The organism is Streptomyces sp. NPDC023573 (genome assembly GCF_055559735.1).
This window is the reverse complement of sequence record NZ_JBVHKB010000003.1, coordinates 731,119-746,215: the sequence shown is the minus strand read 5'-3', so window position 1 is coordinate 746,215 and position 15,097 is coordinate 731,119. Positions and strand designations below refer to the sequence as shown.

The 15,097-nt window shown below is 71.4% G+C and carries 15 protein-coding genes; 10 read left to right on the top strand and 5 right to left on the bottom strand.

Features of this window, described 5'->3' with window-relative positions; translation table 11 throughout:
* The first annotated feature begins 122 nt into the window (after nt 1-122).
* The 3 genes from ACZ32T_RS13705 (at nt 123) to ACZ32T_RS13695 (ending at nt 2,440) form a co-directional block, all read left to right on the top strand.
* Nucleotides 123-1,013, top strand: a complete 891-nt coding sequence (locus ACZ32T_RS13705; RefSeq protein ID WP_467270021.1) for an alpha/beta fold hydrolase — start codon at nt 123-125, stop codon at nt 1,011-1,013.
* A 193-nt stretch (nt 1,014-1,206) separates the two neighbouring features.
* Nucleotides 1,207-1,947, top strand: a complete 741-nt coding sequence (locus ACZ32T_RS13700; protein ID WP_467270019.1) for a class I SAM-dependent DNA methyltransferase — start codon at nt 1,207-1,209, stop codon at nt 1,945-1,947.
* Nucleotides 1,948-2,059: 112 nt separating this feature from the next.
* Nucleotides 2,060-2,440: an FKBP-type peptidyl-prolyl cis-trans isomerase gene (locus tag ACZ32T_RS13695; protein WP_467270017.1), complete on the top strand. Its 381-nt coding sequence runs from the start codon at nt 2,060-2,062 to the stop codon at nt 2,438-2,440.
* A 25-nt stretch (nt 2,441-2,465) separates the two neighbouring features.
* On the opposite strand, the gene ACZ32T_RS13690 is transcribed toward ACZ32T_RS13695, so the two are convergent.
* Entirely contained in the window at nt 2,466-2,852 is a 387-nt protein-coding gene (locus ACZ32T_RS13690; protein ID WP_467270015.1) for a hypothetical protein, read from the bottom strand.
* A 110-nt stretch (nt 2,853-2,962) separates the two neighbouring features.
* Between ACZ32T_RS13690 and ACZ32T_RS13685 the strand changes: the two genes are divergently transcribed.
* From ACZ32T_RS13685 to exaC, 5 genes are all read left to right on the top strand, one after another.
* The gene (locus ACZ32T_RS13685) at nt 2,963-3,322 is read left to right on the top strand and encodes a helix-turn-helix domain-containing protein (RefSeq protein WP_467270097.1); all 360 of its coding nucleotides are present in this window, start codon (nt 2,963-2,965) and stop codon (nt 3,320-3,322) included.
* Between the two features lie 80 nt (nt 3,323-3,402).
* Nucleotides 3,403-3,813 (top strand): VOC family protein, encoded by a 411-nt coding sequence (locus tag ACZ32T_RS13680; protein ID WP_467270014.1) that lies wholly within the window; start codon nt 3,403-3,405, stop codon nt 3,811-3,813.
* 304 nt (nt 3,814-4,117) lie between these two features.
* On the top strand, nt 4,118-4,450 hold the full coding sequence (locus tag ACZ32T_RS13675; RefSeq protein WP_467366922.1) for a hypothetical protein: 333 nt from the start codon (nt 4,118-4,120) through the stop codon (nt 4,448-4,450).
* A gap of 152 nt (nt 4,451-4,602) precedes the next feature.
* Nucleotides 4,603-5,862: a GAF domain-containing protein gene (locus ACZ32T_RS13670; RefSeq protein ID WP_467366920.1), complete on the top strand. Its 1,260-nt coding sequence runs from the start codon at nt 4,603-4,605 to the stop codon at nt 5,860-5,862.
* A 115-nt stretch (nt 5,863-5,977) separates the two neighbouring features.
* Nucleotides 5,978-7,501 (top strand): acetaldehyde dehydrogenase ExaC, encoded by a 1,524-nt coding sequence (gene exaC, locus ACZ32T_RS13665; protein ID WP_467366918.1) that lies wholly within the window; start codon nt 5,978-5,980, stop codon nt 7,499-7,501.
* Nucleotides 7,502-7,596: 95 nt separating this feature from the next.
* Here the strand turns inward: exaC and ACZ32T_RS13660 are convergent, their stop codons facing one another.
* The 3 genes from ACZ32T_RS13660 to ACZ32T_RS13650 are packed head-to-tail and all read right to left on the bottom strand — an operon-like array spanning nt 7,597 to nt 9,519.
* Nucleotides 7,597-8,067 (bottom strand): LLM class flavin-dependent oxidoreductase, encoded by a 471-nt coding sequence (locus tag ACZ32T_RS13660; RefSeq protein WP_467366916.1) that lies wholly within the window; start codon nt 8,065-8,067, stop codon nt 7,597-7,599.
* 53 nt (nt 8,068-8,120) lie between these two features.
* Complete coding sequence (locus ACZ32T_RS13655) at nt 8,121-8,744, bottom strand: NADPH-dependent F420 reductase (RefSeq protein ID WP_467366914.1); 624 nt, start codon at nt 8,742-8,744, stop codon at nt 8,121-8,123.
* Between the two features lie 40 nt (nt 8,745-8,784).
* A complete protein-coding gene (locus ACZ32T_RS13650; RefSeq protein WP_467366912.1) occupies nt 8,785-9,519 on the bottom strand; it encodes an SDR family NAD(P)-dependent oxidoreductase in 735 nt (244 codons plus the stop codon).
* A gap of 143 nt (nt 9,520-9,662) precedes the next feature.
* Here ACZ32T_RS13650 and ACZ32T_RS13645 point away from each other — a divergent pair, with 143 nt between their 5' ends.
* Together ACZ32T_RS13645 and ACZ32T_RS13640 are read left to right on the top strand one after the other, a co-directional pair.
* Nucleotides 9,663-10,274 (top strand): TetR/AcrR family transcriptional regulator, encoded by a 612-nt coding sequence (locus tag ACZ32T_RS13645; protein WP_467366910.1) that lies wholly within the window; start codon nt 9,663-9,665, stop codon nt 10,272-10,274.
* Between the two features lie 309 nt (nt 10,275-10,583).
* Nucleotides 10,584-13,928, top strand: coding sequence for an ATP-binding protein (locus ACZ32T_RS13640; protein ID WP_467366908.1), 3,345 nt, complete (start codon nt 10,584-10,586; stop codon nt 13,926-13,928).
* Nucleotides 13,929-14,038: 110 nt separating this feature from the next.
* Here ACZ32T_RS13640 and ACZ32T_RS13635 read toward each other — a convergent pair whose 3' ends face one another.
* Nucleotides 14,039-15,058, bottom strand: a complete 1,020-nt coding sequence (locus ACZ32T_RS13635) for a DUF389 domain-containing protein (protein ID WP_467270000.1) — start codon at nt 15,056-15,058, stop codon at nt 14,039-14,041.
* Between the last annotated feature and the right edge of the window lie 39 nt (nt 15,059-15,097).

Here is a 15,097-nt window from a genome sequence, read left to right as displayed (position 1 = left end):
GCCCGGACGCGGGAGAACCCACGCCCTGAACAGCCCCCCGGCAAGGCCGCGGCTGCGCTACAGTGAAAACGAGACGATACGTCTCGGCTTACCTGAACGCCGTCCATGGCAGGAGGAGCACCATGAACCACCACCACTTCATCGACGCGGCCCCCGGTGTGCGTCTCTGGGCGGAGGAGCGAGGCCCCGCCGACGCCCCTCCGCTCCTGTTGGTCATGGGTGCGCAGACGTCCGGCCTCGGCTGGCCGGAGGACCTGGTGGAGGCACTCGCCGCGCACCACCGGGTGATCCGCTACGACCACCGGGACACAGGCCGGTCCACCTGGGCCTTCGACCAGCAGCCGTACGCCGTCACCGACCTCGCCGAAGACGCGGTCACGGTGCTGGACGGCCTGGGCGTCGACCGGGCCCACGTCGTGGGCATGTCCCTCGGCGGGATGCTCACGCAGCTGCTCGTCGCCGACCACCCGGACCGCCTGCTCAGCGCGACCCTGATCGGAACGTCCGCGCTCAGCACCAGCCCGTACGTGCGGCCGGACGGAACGCACGTCCCGCCGGAGGAGCTCCCAGGCATCGCACCCCACGTCCTGGAGATCTGGTCCCGGCCGGCCGAGGAACGCGGCCCGGAGGGCGAGCTCGACGCCCGCGTCGCGCACTGGCGGGCCCTGGCGGGCGACCAGCTCCCGTTCGACGCGGACAGCGCCCGCGAGCTGGAGCGCAGAATCATCGAGCACACGGGCCACCACGCCGCCGGCACCGCGCACGGCCGTGCGGACACCTCCGGCATGCTGCGCACCGAGGCACTGGCGAAGACCGACGTTCCTACGCTCGTGATCTCGGCGCCGGCGGAACCGGTCTTCCCTCCCCCGCACCCGCAGCATCTCGCCCAGGTGATCCGGGGGGCGCGCACGGTCGAGATCCCGGGCATGGGCCACGCTCTGCCCCAGCAGGTCCTCGGCCCGCTCGCCACCGCGATCCTGGAGCACACCGGGGCAGCGACGGACCGGCGCTAGGGCCGTTGCGAGGTTGCGGACGAATCCGCGCCGGAAAGGGGCGTGATGCCTGTCGCCCACCTCCCGGCGACCGGGGGCCCGGCCGATAACGGGGCCGTACACCCGGGCGGTGGTCGATGCCGAGCTGTCGGCGGCGCACGCTGCGCCGTAAACGCGTCGACAGCACCCCCGGGACCCGGCAGAGTGGCCGTCCGTGACGAGCAGTGAGCTGTGGACCCGTGCGACCGCCGACCGCTACGACGCCGAGGAGGCCGAGAGGTCCTCGGCCGCCTTCCTCGGACCCGCTCTCGACTTCCTCGCCGACCTCGCCGGCGACGGACGGGCGCTGGAGTTCGCCATCGGGACCGGCCGGGTGGGCGTCCCGCTGCGAGAGCGCGGCGTGCCGGTCGTGGGCATCGAGCTGTCCGAGCACATGGCAGCGGTGTTGCGACGCAAAGTCGACGAGGACACGCTCCCGGTGGTCATCGGGGACATGGCCACCACCGTCGTTCCCGGCGGGTTCGCCCTGGTCTATCTCGTCTACAACACCATCTCGAACCTGCTCACGCAGGACGAGCAGGTCGAGTGCTTCCGCAACGCCGCACGTCATCTGGAGCCCGGCGGCCGATTCGTCATCGAACTCGTCGTGCCGCCGCTGCGGTTCCTGCCGCCCGGCCAGGTCGCGGTGCCGTTCGACGTCTCCGAGCAGCACCTCGGCTTCGACACCTTCGACCTCGTCGAGCAGATCCTCGTGTCTCATCACTTCACCCGCGACGGCGACGACGGCCGCTACCGCCGAGGCGCCTCCCGGCAGCGCTACGCCTGGCCGGCAGAGCTCGACCTGATGGCACGGATCGCCGGGCTCGAGAGGGAACGCCGTGTCGCGGACTGGGGCGGGACGCCGTTCACCGAAAATTCCGCGCAGCACATCTCCGTGTGGCGCAAGCCGGCCTGAGGCCGGCCACGGTGGCTCCGATGCGCCCACGGCGGATGATCTACTGCATGGAGTGACCATGCGCCCGGCAGGTCCGTCCGAGGGCTCCCGGCGCCGAGCGAGTGAGGCCGCGATGAGTGAACCGACGAAGCCGGAGATCGACCTTCCGGAGGGTGACGCCCCCACCGAGCTGACCATCCGCGACCTCGTCGTCGGTGACGGGCCCGAGGCGAAGCCGGGCAGGGTCGTCCAGGTTCATTACGTCGGGGTCACCTTCGCGTCCGGGAAGGAATTCGATGCCTCCTGGGACCGGGACCGGACGTTCAAGTTCGCCGTGGGCGGGGGCAAGGTCATCAAGGGCTGGGACCGGGGGGTCAGGGGGATGAAGGTCGGCGGCCGACGCGAGATCATCGTTCCCCCGCGCCTCGGTTACGGGAACCAGTCGCCCTCGCCGTTGATCCCGGCGGGCTCGACACTCGTCTTCGTGGTGGACCTGCTCTCCGTCGCGGTCTGAGGCATCGCTCAGGCGGACCACCACATCAGCCTCGGTGGCCGTCCAGCTCGGCCGCGAGGTCCGGATCGCGCATGCCGGGGAAGGCGTATCCCTCGGCCTCGTCCCACGGGACGTCGAGGTCATCCATGTGCACGCGCCACTCCGATCCGGACAGCGCACGGCGCAACTCGGTGACCGAGCCCAGCACGTGGTCGAGCACGGGCAGCAGCTTGCCGGGATCCGACGGCATCTTGGTGGACCCGGCGACCACCTCGTCGGGCCGGCTGTCGTCGCGGTCGTAGAGGTACAGGCTTTCCTGGTCCTCGTACGGGAAGGACGCCATGTGGGCGGCGACGACGCGCTCGACAGCCACCGTTTCGGCATCCGTCAGCGGCGTGGCCCGGCTCGCGCGGTAGTAGAGGGAGACGCTCATGGCCCGAGCGTACCGACGGGGTGTGACAGCGCCGTCCGGCACGGACCGCCCCGTGGTGCCTGTGGTGGGATGGTGCCGTGAGCCGCACCGTGGAAGAGACCAACCGCCGTATGCTCCGGGCGCGGGACGCGATGGACCGTGCGTACGCCCAGCCGCTGGACGTGCCGGCACTGGCGCGGATCGCGCACGTCTCCCCTGCCCACTTCGCCCGTACGTTCCGCGCCACCTTCGGTGAGACGCCGCACCGCTATCTGCAGCGGCGCCGTGTCGAGCGTGCGATGTTCCTGCTGCGGGAGAGCGACCGCAGTGTCACGGACATCTGTTACGAGGTCGGCTTCGGCAGCACCGGCACGTTCAGCCGCACGTTCCGCGACATCGTCGGCCGCTCGCCCAGGACGTACCGCAAGGAGGCTGCGGCCGTGGACGTGCCGACGTGCTTCACGAAGGCGTGGACGAGGCCGAGCGCCTGAACCGCCTCCCGGGCCGCCCCTCCCACAGCTGAGCAGCTTTGGATAAGTTTTCGCCGGTCCCCCTGACTAGCGTGATGCACATGTTCAACGCGATCACACACTCACAGATCTACGTCCTCGACCAGGACGAGGCCCTCGACTTCTACGTCGGCAAGCTGGGCATGGAGGTCAACGCCGACGTCGACATGGGATTCATGCGCTGGCTCACCGTCAGCGTCCCCGGTCACCCCGACCGCCAGGTGCTGCTGGAGAAGCCGGGCCCTCCCGCGATGTCCGAGGAGACGGCCGAACAGATCCGCGACCTGCTGACGAAGGGCGCGCTGGGCAGTGCGCTCATCCTCACCACGGACGACTGCCGCAAGACGTACGAGACGCTGTTGGCCCAGGGCGTGGAGTTCACCGACGAGCCGACGGAGCGCCCGTACGGCATCGACTGCGGCCTGCGGGATCCCTTCGGCAACCACCTCCGCTTCACCCAGCTGAAGGGCTGAGAATCAGAACCGGGAGCGGCGGCAGGGCGGGGGCACCCGGACGGGTCGCCGCCGCTCTGCCCCTCCCCTTCCGCCCCGCACCCGCTCCCCCGTCCGTTTCCCCTGGCACCACTGCACGGCTGGGCATGGTGTTCCACTCGGGCAAGGTCACGCTCACGGGAGCCGGAGCGGAGACGCTGGCCAAGCGCGCATGTCCTGCGTTAGACACCGCGGCCATGCCAACAGTTCAATCGGCCGTGGATTGCTCGCGCCCATACAAATGGCATGCCGAATGACCTGGCTCAACCCCTGAAGAAGTAGGCACATGTCCGACCTGACTCGATTGACTCACACATTGGTCGAATCGACGCACGAGGAAAGCACCTCGAAGACCCCTGATGCAGTGCGATATTTCATCGAAAGCGTCACCTTCGCCGCACCCGAGGAGATTCTCACCGCCCTACGTGAGGTGCTGGCGGAGGATTGGATGGCGATGCCGGTCTGGGCCCGGAATCTCGCTTACCGGCTCGTCTGCTTGCAGCGCCCGGACGATGCCGAACTGCTACGCGAAGCAGCAGCCGACCTGCTCTCCTTCGGTCCCGACTGGGACGAAGCCGCGGAAGAGCTGCGAGCTCGGGCAACCCGACTGGAAAGCTGACTCGATACGAGAAATCCCGGCCGACATCACACGCCGGGCAAGAGGACATCGGCGCTGAAGGGCCTACTGGTGGCTCAGCCCAGCGGGTTGTCGCAGGCGACCGTTGCCCCGACCATGGGAAGGCATGCCGCCACACTGACGGGAGGGGTGAGTTGACGGATCCCTGGGTGGCTCCGGCCGCCGACGCGGACGCGCGCCCCGGCGTCCGGCTCGGTGAGCTGCGTCGCGCGCACGAGGTGTTCACCTCCGACGGGCGGCTGGTGACGCCGGTGCGCTCCGTGGTCGGCCAGTCGTGGCGTCGCTCCGCCCGGGCGCGGGTCAGCCCTGACGGCGCGGCGCTGGTCGAGCTCGGCGCCGACGAACTCGGGCCGTACCGGGACACACATCCCCTGGCTCACGTCATGCCCGTGATTCGTGAACTCATGGGCGCCTACGCCATGGACGGCGAACATCTGCTCGCGGTCTGCGACGCTCACGGCAGGCTCCTCTGGGTCGAGGGGCATGCGCGGGCGCGTCGGCGCGCGGAGCGGATGAACTTCGTGGAAGGCGCCCGCTGGGCCGAGTCGGAGGCCGGGACGAACGCACCCGGCACGGCACTCGCGATCGACCGCCCCGTCCAGGTGTTCGCCGCCGAGCACTTCCTCCGGCCGGTCCAGCAGTGGACCTGCGCGGCCGCCCCGCTCCACGACCCGCACACGGGCCGGGTGCTCGGTGCCGTCGACATCACCGGCGGGGACGGGCTCGCGCATCCTCACAGCCTGGCGTTCGTACAGGCTGTGGCGCGTGCCGCCGAGTCCCAGCTGGCTCTCGTCGCCCCGCGGCCCGCCGACGGACCGGCGCGGCTCTCCGCGCTCGGCGGCGACGAGGCTCTTTTGGTGCTGGGCGGGCGGCGGATCCGGCTGAGCAGGCGGCACAGCGAGATCCTGGTGACGCTGGCCCTCCATCCGGAGGGGCTCGGCGGTGACGCCCTGCTGATCGAGCTGTACGAGAACGAGTCCGTCCCCCCGGTGACACTGCGGGCCGAACTCGCGCGGCTGCGGCGGCTTCTCGGGCCCGAGCTGCTGCACTCGCGTCCGTACCGGCTGGGCGTGCCGGTGGATACCGACTTCGACACCGTCACGCGCAGGCTGGAGTCCGGGGCGATGGCGGCTGCGCTCGGCGCGTACGCGGGCCCTCTGCTGCCGCGTTCGCAGGCACCGGCTGTCGTCCGCCTCCGACGCCGGATCGCCGGGCAGCTGCGGGCCGCGCTGATCGCGCGGGGCGACCCCGGGCTCCTCGCCGACTGGGCGTACAGCCCGTGGGGCTCGCAGGACCTCCCTGTCTGGCGGGCCCTCGCCGCGGCGGCGCCCCCGGAGCGGCGGGCCGCACTACTGGCGAGGGCGCAGGAAATCGACGCGGAGCAGCGCTCATAGGGTGGTTCACCGGGGCGGGCAGGCCGTGCAACGGGGTTGCAACGTCGCGCTGCCTAGCCTCACGACCCGAGGGCCGTCCAACGGCGGGCGGCACCGGATCCGGGAGGCCACAGAGATGACCCGTTACGCTGCGCCGGGCACCGAGGGCGCCATCGTCTCGTACGAGTCCCGTTACGACCACTGGATCGGCGGCGCCTATGTCCCGCCGGCCCGTGGCCAGTACTTCGAGAACCCGAGCCCCGTCAACGGCCGCCCCTTCACGGAGATCGCCCGTGGCACCGAGGCGGACGTGGAGCGTGCCCTGGACGCGGCCCATGCGGCGGCCCCCGCCTGGGGTGCCACGTCCGCGGGTGACCGTGCGGTCGTCCTGAACCGGATCGCCGACCGGATGGAAGAACATCTGGAGGAGCTGGCGGTCGCCGAGAGCTGGGAGAACGGCAAGCCGGTGCGCGAGACGCTGGCCGCGGACATTCCGCTGGCCATCGACCACTTCCGGTACTTCGCGGGTGCGCTGCGCGCGCAGGAGGGCTCACTCAGCGAGATCGACGACGACACGGTCGCGTACCACTTCCACGAGCCGCTCGGTGTGGTGGCTCAGATCATTCCGTGGAACTTCCCCGTCCTGATGGCCGTCTGGAAGCTCGCCCCCGCGCTGGCAGCCGGGAACGCGGTGGTCCTCAAGCCGGCGGAGCAGACCCCCGCGTCGATCCATGTGTGGATGAGCCTGGTCGCGGATCTGCTTCCCCCCGGCGTCGTCAACATCCTCAACGGCTTCGGCGCGGAGGCGGGGAAGCCCCTCGCCTCCAGCCCGCGGGTCGCGAAGATCGCCTTCACCGGGGAGACGACTACGGGGCGCCTGATCATGCAGTACGCCTCGGAGAACCTCAAGCCGGTCACGCTGGAGCTGGGCGGCAAGTCGCCGAACCTGTTCTTCGACGACGTGTGGGCGCTGGACGACGACTTCCGCGACAAGGCGCTGGAGGGCTTCACCATGTTCGCCCTCAACCAGGGCGAGGTGTGCACCTGTCCGTCACGGGCGCTGATCCAGCGCGGACACTACGGCGAGTTCCTGGAGGCGGGCATCGCCCGTACCGAGAAGATCGTGCCGGGGCACCCCTTGGACACCGACACCATGATCGGCGCGCAGGCCTCCACCGAGCAGCTGAAGAAGATCCTCTCGTACATCGAGATCGGACAGCAGGAAGGCGCGAAGGTCCTGACGGGCGGTCAACTCGTGGAGTACGGGGGCGAGCTGGCGGGCGGCTACTACGTCCAGCCCACGATCTTCGAGGGCGACAACCGTATGCGGATCTTCCAGGAGGAGATCTTCGGCCCGGTGGTCGCCGTGACGTCGTTCTCGGACTTCGACGAGGGCATCAGGACGGCGAACGACACGCTGTACGGGCTCGGCGCGGGCGTGTGGACCCGCGACACGAACACCGCCTACCGTGCGGGCCGGGCCATCAAGGCAGGCAGGGTCTGGACGAACTGCTACCACGCCTACCCGGCGCACGCCGCCTTCGGCGGATACAAGCAGTCGGGCATCGGCCGGGAGAACCACAAGATGATGCTGGAGCACTATCAGCAGACGAAGAACCTCCTGGTCTCCTACAGCCCCAGGAAGCTCGGGTTCTTCTAGGGCCGGAAGCCGGTTGCCTGGGGCGTTGTCGCGCTCCGGGCAACCAGTTCCCGGGACCGCTCGGTACGTCGGGAGCATGGAGGAACTTCGACGGCTCAGCGATGTCGAACAAGCCGCCTGCGGTCACGGGCCGTTGATCCGGGCCGCCCGGGGACAGGACGGCGGGAGCCTGGGCCCGGGAGGTTCACGCATACACCTTCACCTTCCTGAAGTGACGTGACGAGCCCAACGCCGCGCCGGTGCCGGTCCGCGCTGCGGGAGATGTCGTGCTCGTCCTTCATCCACCCGAGTCCCACTCCGGCTTGGAGACGGCCGTCGCTGAGCACGTCGAGCGTGGTCAGCATCCGGGCCGGATGCGGGGGCTCCCAGTAGAAGGTGCTGAGGGTGCCGGCGTTCAGCCGCACCCGGCTGGTAGCCGTCGCGGCGACGGTCCACAGCAGCACCGGGTCGAGGTAGCGCTTCATCTGCGGTGGGTAGGGCTGCTCCCTGCCCGGATAGGTGCTGTGCGTGTCGACCGGCTGGACCAGGCGATCACCGCCCCCCAGCGTGTCGTGGCCAAGGTCCAAGTGTGAAACCGAGCTTCGTGGCAAGCCCCTTCGGTGTTCCGTGAACCGTTCGGTCAGACGGGAAGCTCGATGACGCCGAGGGCGAAGTCCAGGTTGCCCACCCCGTGGTTGGCGAGGCCGACGGTGACCACGCCCGCTCCTTCCAGCCAGTGCGCCATCGTCAGGCCGCCGACGTCCAGCGGGCGCATCCCGAGGCTCTCGACGAACGCTTCCACCCGTGCCTTGGCCTGCGCGTCGTCGCCGGCGAGGAAGACGTCGGGCCCGCCCTTCTCCAGGACGTGGCGGAAGACGGTGTTGAACGCCTTCACCACGCCGGCGCTCGCGGGGGCCGCCTTGGCGACTTCCTGCGCGATCGAGGTCTCCCCGCGGTGGGCCAGCCCGTCGAACGTGGAGTTGAAGGGATTGCTGATGTCGACGATGACCTTGCCCGCGAGAGCGGCTCCGTAGTGGGCGACGGCCGGCACGACGCCGTCGTGCAACAGGGCCACGATGACGATGTCCCCGGCCGGGGCGGAGCCCCATTCTCCCGTCGTGGTGCCGCCGCCGAGAGTTCTGGCCAGGTCGGTCGCCTTGGACCGATCGCGGCCCATGATCTCGACGGTGTAGCCGCCCGTTATCGCCCGTGCTCCGATGGTGCGGGCCATGTTCCCGGTGCCGATGATGCTGATGTTGCTCATGAGGTGTCCTGTCCCTGGTCTTGGGTGTGGGTAGCCCGGTTCAGAGGGCGGTGGTGCCGCCGTCGGCGACGAGTTCCATGCCGTTGACGTAGCTGGAGTCGTCGGAGGCGAGGAAGAGGGCGGCGGTGGCGATTTCGTCGGGGCTGCCCATCCGGCCGCGGGGGATGAGGGACTCGAACTGGCGCTTGGTGGCCTCGTCGAAGAGTTCTGCCTGCTTGGCGGTGGCGACCTGGCCGGGGGTCAGGACGTTGACGCGGATGCGTCGGTCCTTGAGTTCGTTGAGCCAGACGCGGGCCCAGGCCTGCTGGACGGCCTTGCTGCCGGCGTAGACGCTCCAGCCGGGGAAGGCGCCGAGAGAGGCGTTGGAGCCGGTCATGAGGATGGAACCGCCGTCGTTGAAGAGCGGGAGGGCCTTCTGCACGGTGAACAGGGTGCCGCGGGCGTTGAGCCCGAACCAGGTGTCGAACTGGGCCTCGGTGATCTCGCCGAGCGGGGCGGGCTCGCCGCCGCCGGCGCTGGCCCACAGCACGTCGAGGCTTCCCTTCTCCCGCTTGACGGTGTCGTACAGGCGGTCCAGGTCGTCCAGGTCGGCGGCGTCGCCCCGGACACCGGTGACGTTGCGGCCGATCTGCTCCACGGCCTCGTCCAGGGCCTCCTGGCGGCGGCCGGTGATGAAGACGTGTGCTCCCTCGTCGACGAACAGCTTCGCACCGGCCAGCGCCATGCCGGTGGTGCCGCCGGTGATGACCGCGACCTTGCCGTCGAGCTTTCCCATAGTCGTTTCCTCGGGTCGGTGGTGCCCTGTGGTCCTGGCGTGACGGGGTTATGTAAACCGCCCTGTGTGCTTACGGTACGGGGCGGGTAGCCGGGGCGCAACTATGTACACCGACCGTTACCTGCCTGCGGTAGGATGAACCCATGACGGAGATGGAGAAGGGCCCCACGGGCCGCCGCCGCGGCCGGGGCGCCCGCGAGCGCATCCTCGGCGCGTCCCAGCAGCTGTTCCGCGAGCAGGGCATCAACCGCACCGGCATGAACGAGCTCTGCGCGGCGGCCGAGGTGTCCAAGCGCACGGCCTACCAGCACTTCACCGGCAAGGACGAACTCGTCGCCGAATACCTGCGCCGGTTCGACCCCTCCGTTCTGTCCGAGGTGTTCGACCGCACCGACCTCACACCCCGCGAACGACTCCTCGCCGCATTCGACATCCCGCCCACGACACCCCTGTGCCCCTACATCGCCGCCGCCGTCGAGCTCCACGACCCCCAGCACCCCGCGTCCCGGTACGCGCGCGACTACAAGAAGGCCGTCGCCGCGCGGCTCGCCGACACCGCCCGCGAAGCCGGAGCCGCCGACCCCGAACAGCTCGGCGAGCAGCTCGCACTGCTCATCGACGGCGCCGCGGCCCGCACCCGGGTCCTCGACGCCGACGCCTTCCCCACCGCCGCCGCGATCGCCGCCGTCCTCATCGACAGCGCCATCCCCGCCACAGTCGGCCACAACCGCCGACGGGACGAAGCGTCGAGTTGACCTGGCACTCCGGCCGGGTGGCAGAAGCCGCCGGGAGGCCGGCGACCGTCGACGATCCGCCTCCGTGGCCGGCCGGACAGATGCCGGCCCAGCACGCTGCGGTAGTGGTTGAACAGCTCGGCGTTCTGCCGGACAGATCGATGGTGCCCGGCGGCTGCGCGTGGCTCCGGCGCACCGGGCGTCGTTGACCGGCTCCGCGACCGGTCGGGGCCCGTCCCGGAGCCGCCGCGTGGAACCGGTCCGGTCAGCGGCTTCCGCCCCTTGGTCCCACCCGTGGGTTCACCACGCGTTCCATTACAGTGCGCCTTGATGAACGCGCGAGGACCCGAAGGCACCAGCCCAGCAGCGCCGGTGCTGCGTCTGCGCCTCTTCGGTGGGTTCCGGGCGACCCGCGACGGCGGCCCCGCGCTCGCCGAGCGGTGGCCGCGACCCGGTGCGAGCGCCCTGGTGAAGCTCCTCGCCGTCGTCCCAGGACACCGCCTCCACCGCGAACAGGTCATCGCCACCTGCTGGCCCGACGCCGATCGGCGGACCGCCGCGGGCAGTCTGCGCGTGGCTCTGCACAGCGCTCGCCACACCCTGGAACCGGAACTCCTCCCCCGCGCCGCCTCCTCGTACCTGATCTCCGACGGCGCGTTCCTCCGACTCGACCCCGCGACCGTGCGTATAGACGCGGACGAGGCCGAGTCGTCGGCACGGGCGGCACTCGCCGACGGCGGACCGAACGAACTGACGGCCGCCCTCGGACGGTTCACCGGTGAGTTGCTGCCGGAGGACCGCTACGCACGCTGGGCCGACGACCGGCGCGGCCGGCTCGCCCTGCTGCGCGAGCAGTTGCTGCTCCGCCTCGGCAGGGAGCACCTGGACCGGGGGGCCGCGGCCGACGCGGTCGCCGTCGCCGAGCAGGTCCTCGCGGCCAGTCCTGCCGAGGAGCTGGCCCACCGCATCCTCATCGACGCCTGGCTGCGCCAGGGACTGCGCCGGCGTGCCGTGCAGCAGTACCACGTGTGCCGCGAGGCCCTCGACACGGAGCTGGGGGTCCGGCCGGGGCCGGAGACGGAGCGGTTGCACAGGGCCGCCCTCGCCTCCGCTCCCGCCCCCGGCCCTGCCGCCCCTCTTCTCCCGGCCCCGCTCCGGGCCGGGGGCTCCGCGCCGCCGTTGCGTGGCCGCGATGCTGTGCTCGACCGGCTCCTCGCGGAGACCGGTCCTCCGGTCACGCTGCTCACCGGCGAGGCTGGTGTAGGAAAGACCCGCCTGGTGGGTGAGGTGGCGCGGCGGGCCGTCGCGGCCGGGACGGCCGTGCTGTGGGGCGGCGGCCAGGACGCGGAGGGGCAGACGCCGTACGGGGCTTTCGCGGAGGCGCTCGAGGGCTGGCTCGCCGGGCACACCGCTGCCGAGCGCGCGCGGGTCGGTGCCGAATACCCCGAACTGGCCGCGTTCCTCCCTTCACTCGGGCAGGTGGGGGCGACCGGTGAACGCAGCCCGGAGGAGGAGCGGGACCGGCTGTTCCGGGCAAGCACGGCGCTGCTCGGCGACCTTGCCGCGGTGCGCCCGGTCCTGGTGGTCCTCGACGATCTGCACGCCGCCGACAGCGGGTCGTACCAGCTGCTCGGCCATCTGGCCCGGCGGTCCGTGGAGCGGGGGACGGCGCTGCGGTTCCTGGTGACGTACCGCGAGGAGGAACTCCCCGAGGGTGACAGGCGCCGCTCGGTCGTGGCGTCGCTGCTCCGCCAGCGTCTGTGCGTCCGCGAGGAGCTGGGCCGGCTCGACGAGGAGGCGTGTCTGGCGGTGGTCCGCGACGCCGCCCCGGGACCGGCGCGCGCGGAACACGTCCGTCGCGTCTGGGAACTCTCCGTCGGCAACCCGTTGTTCGCCGTCGAGCTCGCCCGTGACCTGTCTGCCGGCGGCACCGGCGACCTCGCCCCCGAGGGGGTGCGGGAACTGGTTTCCGACCGGCTCGTACGGATCGACGCGGACGCCCGCCGCGTCGTCGAGGCGCTCTCCGTGGCCGGGGGCGAGGCCGCGCTGTCGGAACTGCTCGATGTCGCCGAACACGGGCTCCGGCCGCCGGTGTCCGGCGCCGCGGCGGCCGACGCCCTGGAGCGGGCCATCGCCGCCTCGCTCGTCGAGGAACGGCAGATCGTGGTGGCCGGGCGCCCCGTGGCCGGGGTGGCCTTCCGCCATCCGCTGGTCCGGCTGACGTGTTACGAACAGCTGACCGTGGTCCGCCGCAGGCAGCTGCACGCCGCGTTCGCGCAGGCCGTCCAACGACGCCGCCCCGACGCCGTGGACACCCTGGCCTCGCACTTCGCCCGCGCCGACGATCCGCGCGCCGCGGAGTACCTGCGCCGGGCGGCCGAGCGGGCCGCGGCCCTGTACGCCAACGACACCGCCGACCGCTACTACCGGGATCTCGTGGACCGGCTGGACATCGACGCGGCCCGGGCCCGGCTCGCTCATGCCCATGTCCTGCGGCGGATGGGCCACTTCGTCCAGGCGGCCGACACCGTGCGTCTCGCCCTGGCGGAGTTCGAGCGACGCGGCGAGCACGACGACGCGGTTCTCGCGGCGGCGCTGCTCGCCGAGACACTCGTCAAGGCGAGCGCCCCCCGGTCCGGCCGCAGGGCTCTGCGCGAACACCCGGTGACCGAGTACACCGCCCCCGAACCGGCCGCCGGCCACTTCCTGGCCCTGTCCGTCGTCCGGTGCGTCCAGGGACGGTACGCGGCCGGAGCAGAGGCTGCCCGGAGAGCTCTGGCGGCCGCGCGCGGCGTACCGGGAGCACGCGGTCAGGGGCTCGTGGCCCGCGCGTTCGCGCTGCAGGCCGCCAACCTGGGGCTGGCCGGCCGCTTCGACCAGGCGCGCGAGGCGGGTGACGAGGCACTGGCACCGGCCGAGGCGTACGGGGACCCCACCTTGCTCGGCTCGGTCCTGTCGACGCTGCGTGAGAACGCGCGGCGGTCGGGCAGGCTGCGCCAGGCCGTCGAGATCGGTGCCCGTGCGCTCGGGCTGGCCGAACAGTCCGGTGATCCGACCGCGGCGGCGTTCGAGCGGACGAACCTGGCCGAGCTGCGGCTCCTGCTGGAGGAGCCCGAGCCGGCCGGTGTCCTCGCCGAGCAGGCGGTCGCGGGCGCGGAGGCGTACGACGCGTGGTGCTTCCCCTACACGCTCGCGACGATGGCACGCGTACGGCTCTTCTCGGGAGAGACGGCGCAAGGCGTGGCCCTCCTGGACCGCGCCGAACGGGTCGCGGCGGCGCACGGAGACCGGCAGGCGGAGCACGAGGTACGCACGGCGCGTGCCGAACTGGCGCTGTACGCCCGCCGTCCCGACGACGCGCTGCGCGCCCTGGACGGGCACGCCGACGACGCTCCGGTACTGATGGCCTGGGCGGAGCTCCTGTCGGGGCGCACCGGCGCCGCGGTACGGCTCGCGCGCGCCGAGGTGGCGCGGGCCGAGCGCACCGGGGAGCGCCTCGCGGAGGTGGAGGCGCGGATCGTGCTCGGAACGTCCCTGTCCTGGCTCGCGCCGGCGCCGGAGGGCGCCACGGAGCTGACACGGGCCGAGTCGCTGGCCGGAGCACTGCCGTATCCGGCCGGGACGCGCCGGGCGATGTGGGCGAGGAGTCTGATGGACGAGACGCGGCATCGCTGAGCGCGTCGCAGCAAGCGCCGGCCCGTCCCTGTCGGCGAAGCGCCGGGATGCCGGAATGCTGCGTCGACAGTCACGACGAGGCATCCGGCATGCCACGCCTCCCCGCGAGGTCAGCGGTGCCTGGCGTCCCGTACCGTACAGCTGTCCGTGTCGGCCGGGCACCAGTGTGTCCGGCCCCCCACCAGGTGCAGTTCGAGGTCGGCGTCCGCCATTCCGTCGCGGTCGAGGGCGGAGCGCAACGCGCTGGGAGCGGGCTGCGGCGGGAGCCCAAGGACACCGATGACGACGGTGCCGTTCCGGGCCTCGACCGAGGCGAGCTGCCATTTTCCCGCCGCCGCCCACCTTTCGGCGACAGGCCTGGCGTCAGCGGCGAGCGTGCGATCCCGCGCGACGCTCACCGTGCCGCTCGTCAGGGGCACCGAGACCAGCAGGACGACGATCGCGACGGCCACCAGGGTCCATCCGCGGAACCGGCCGACTCGCAGCCCCGATTCCTGAGCCGCGCCCCGGATTCCGTAGAGCAGGAAGACGACTGTTCCGGTCGCCACGATGGCGGCCACGTTGGTCCCGAACAGCAGGGCGGCCTCGGCGGCGTCGTGGTACCGGCCGACCGTGATCAGCAGTCCGGTCACCGCGAGGGGCGGAACCAGCGAGATGGCGATCGCCACTCCGGGCAGGGTGTCGGAGATGTCGGCGCGGACGAGCGCGAAGGCGCCGACCGTCCCCGTGGCCAGAGCGGCGAGCAGGTCGATGAGGCGGGGGCTGATCCGCGAGGACACCTGGCTGTTGGAGGAGAAGGCGTCCGGCGGGGAGACGATCCAGCCGAGCAGCATGCCGATCACCACCACCGCCAGCGCCCCTCCGAGCACCAGCAGCACGCACCGTACGACCTGCGGCCGGTCGGCGAGAACGAGCGCGAGCGCGCTGCCGAGAATGGGGGTCATCAACGGAGCCACGATCATCGCGCCGATGACCGTGGCCGTCGAGTCCCCGACCACTCCGGCGCTCGCGATGACCGAAGCCAGCGCGAGCAGTCCCCAGAACCGTGTCGAGCTCGGGCTCCGCAGCGACCGGTCGATGAACAGGGTCTCCGTCATGCGGTGGACCGCGGTCACATCGACTGACGCCATGGCCGGTCCCCTCTCAGTGAGTCGGTCTCCGTCGAGCCG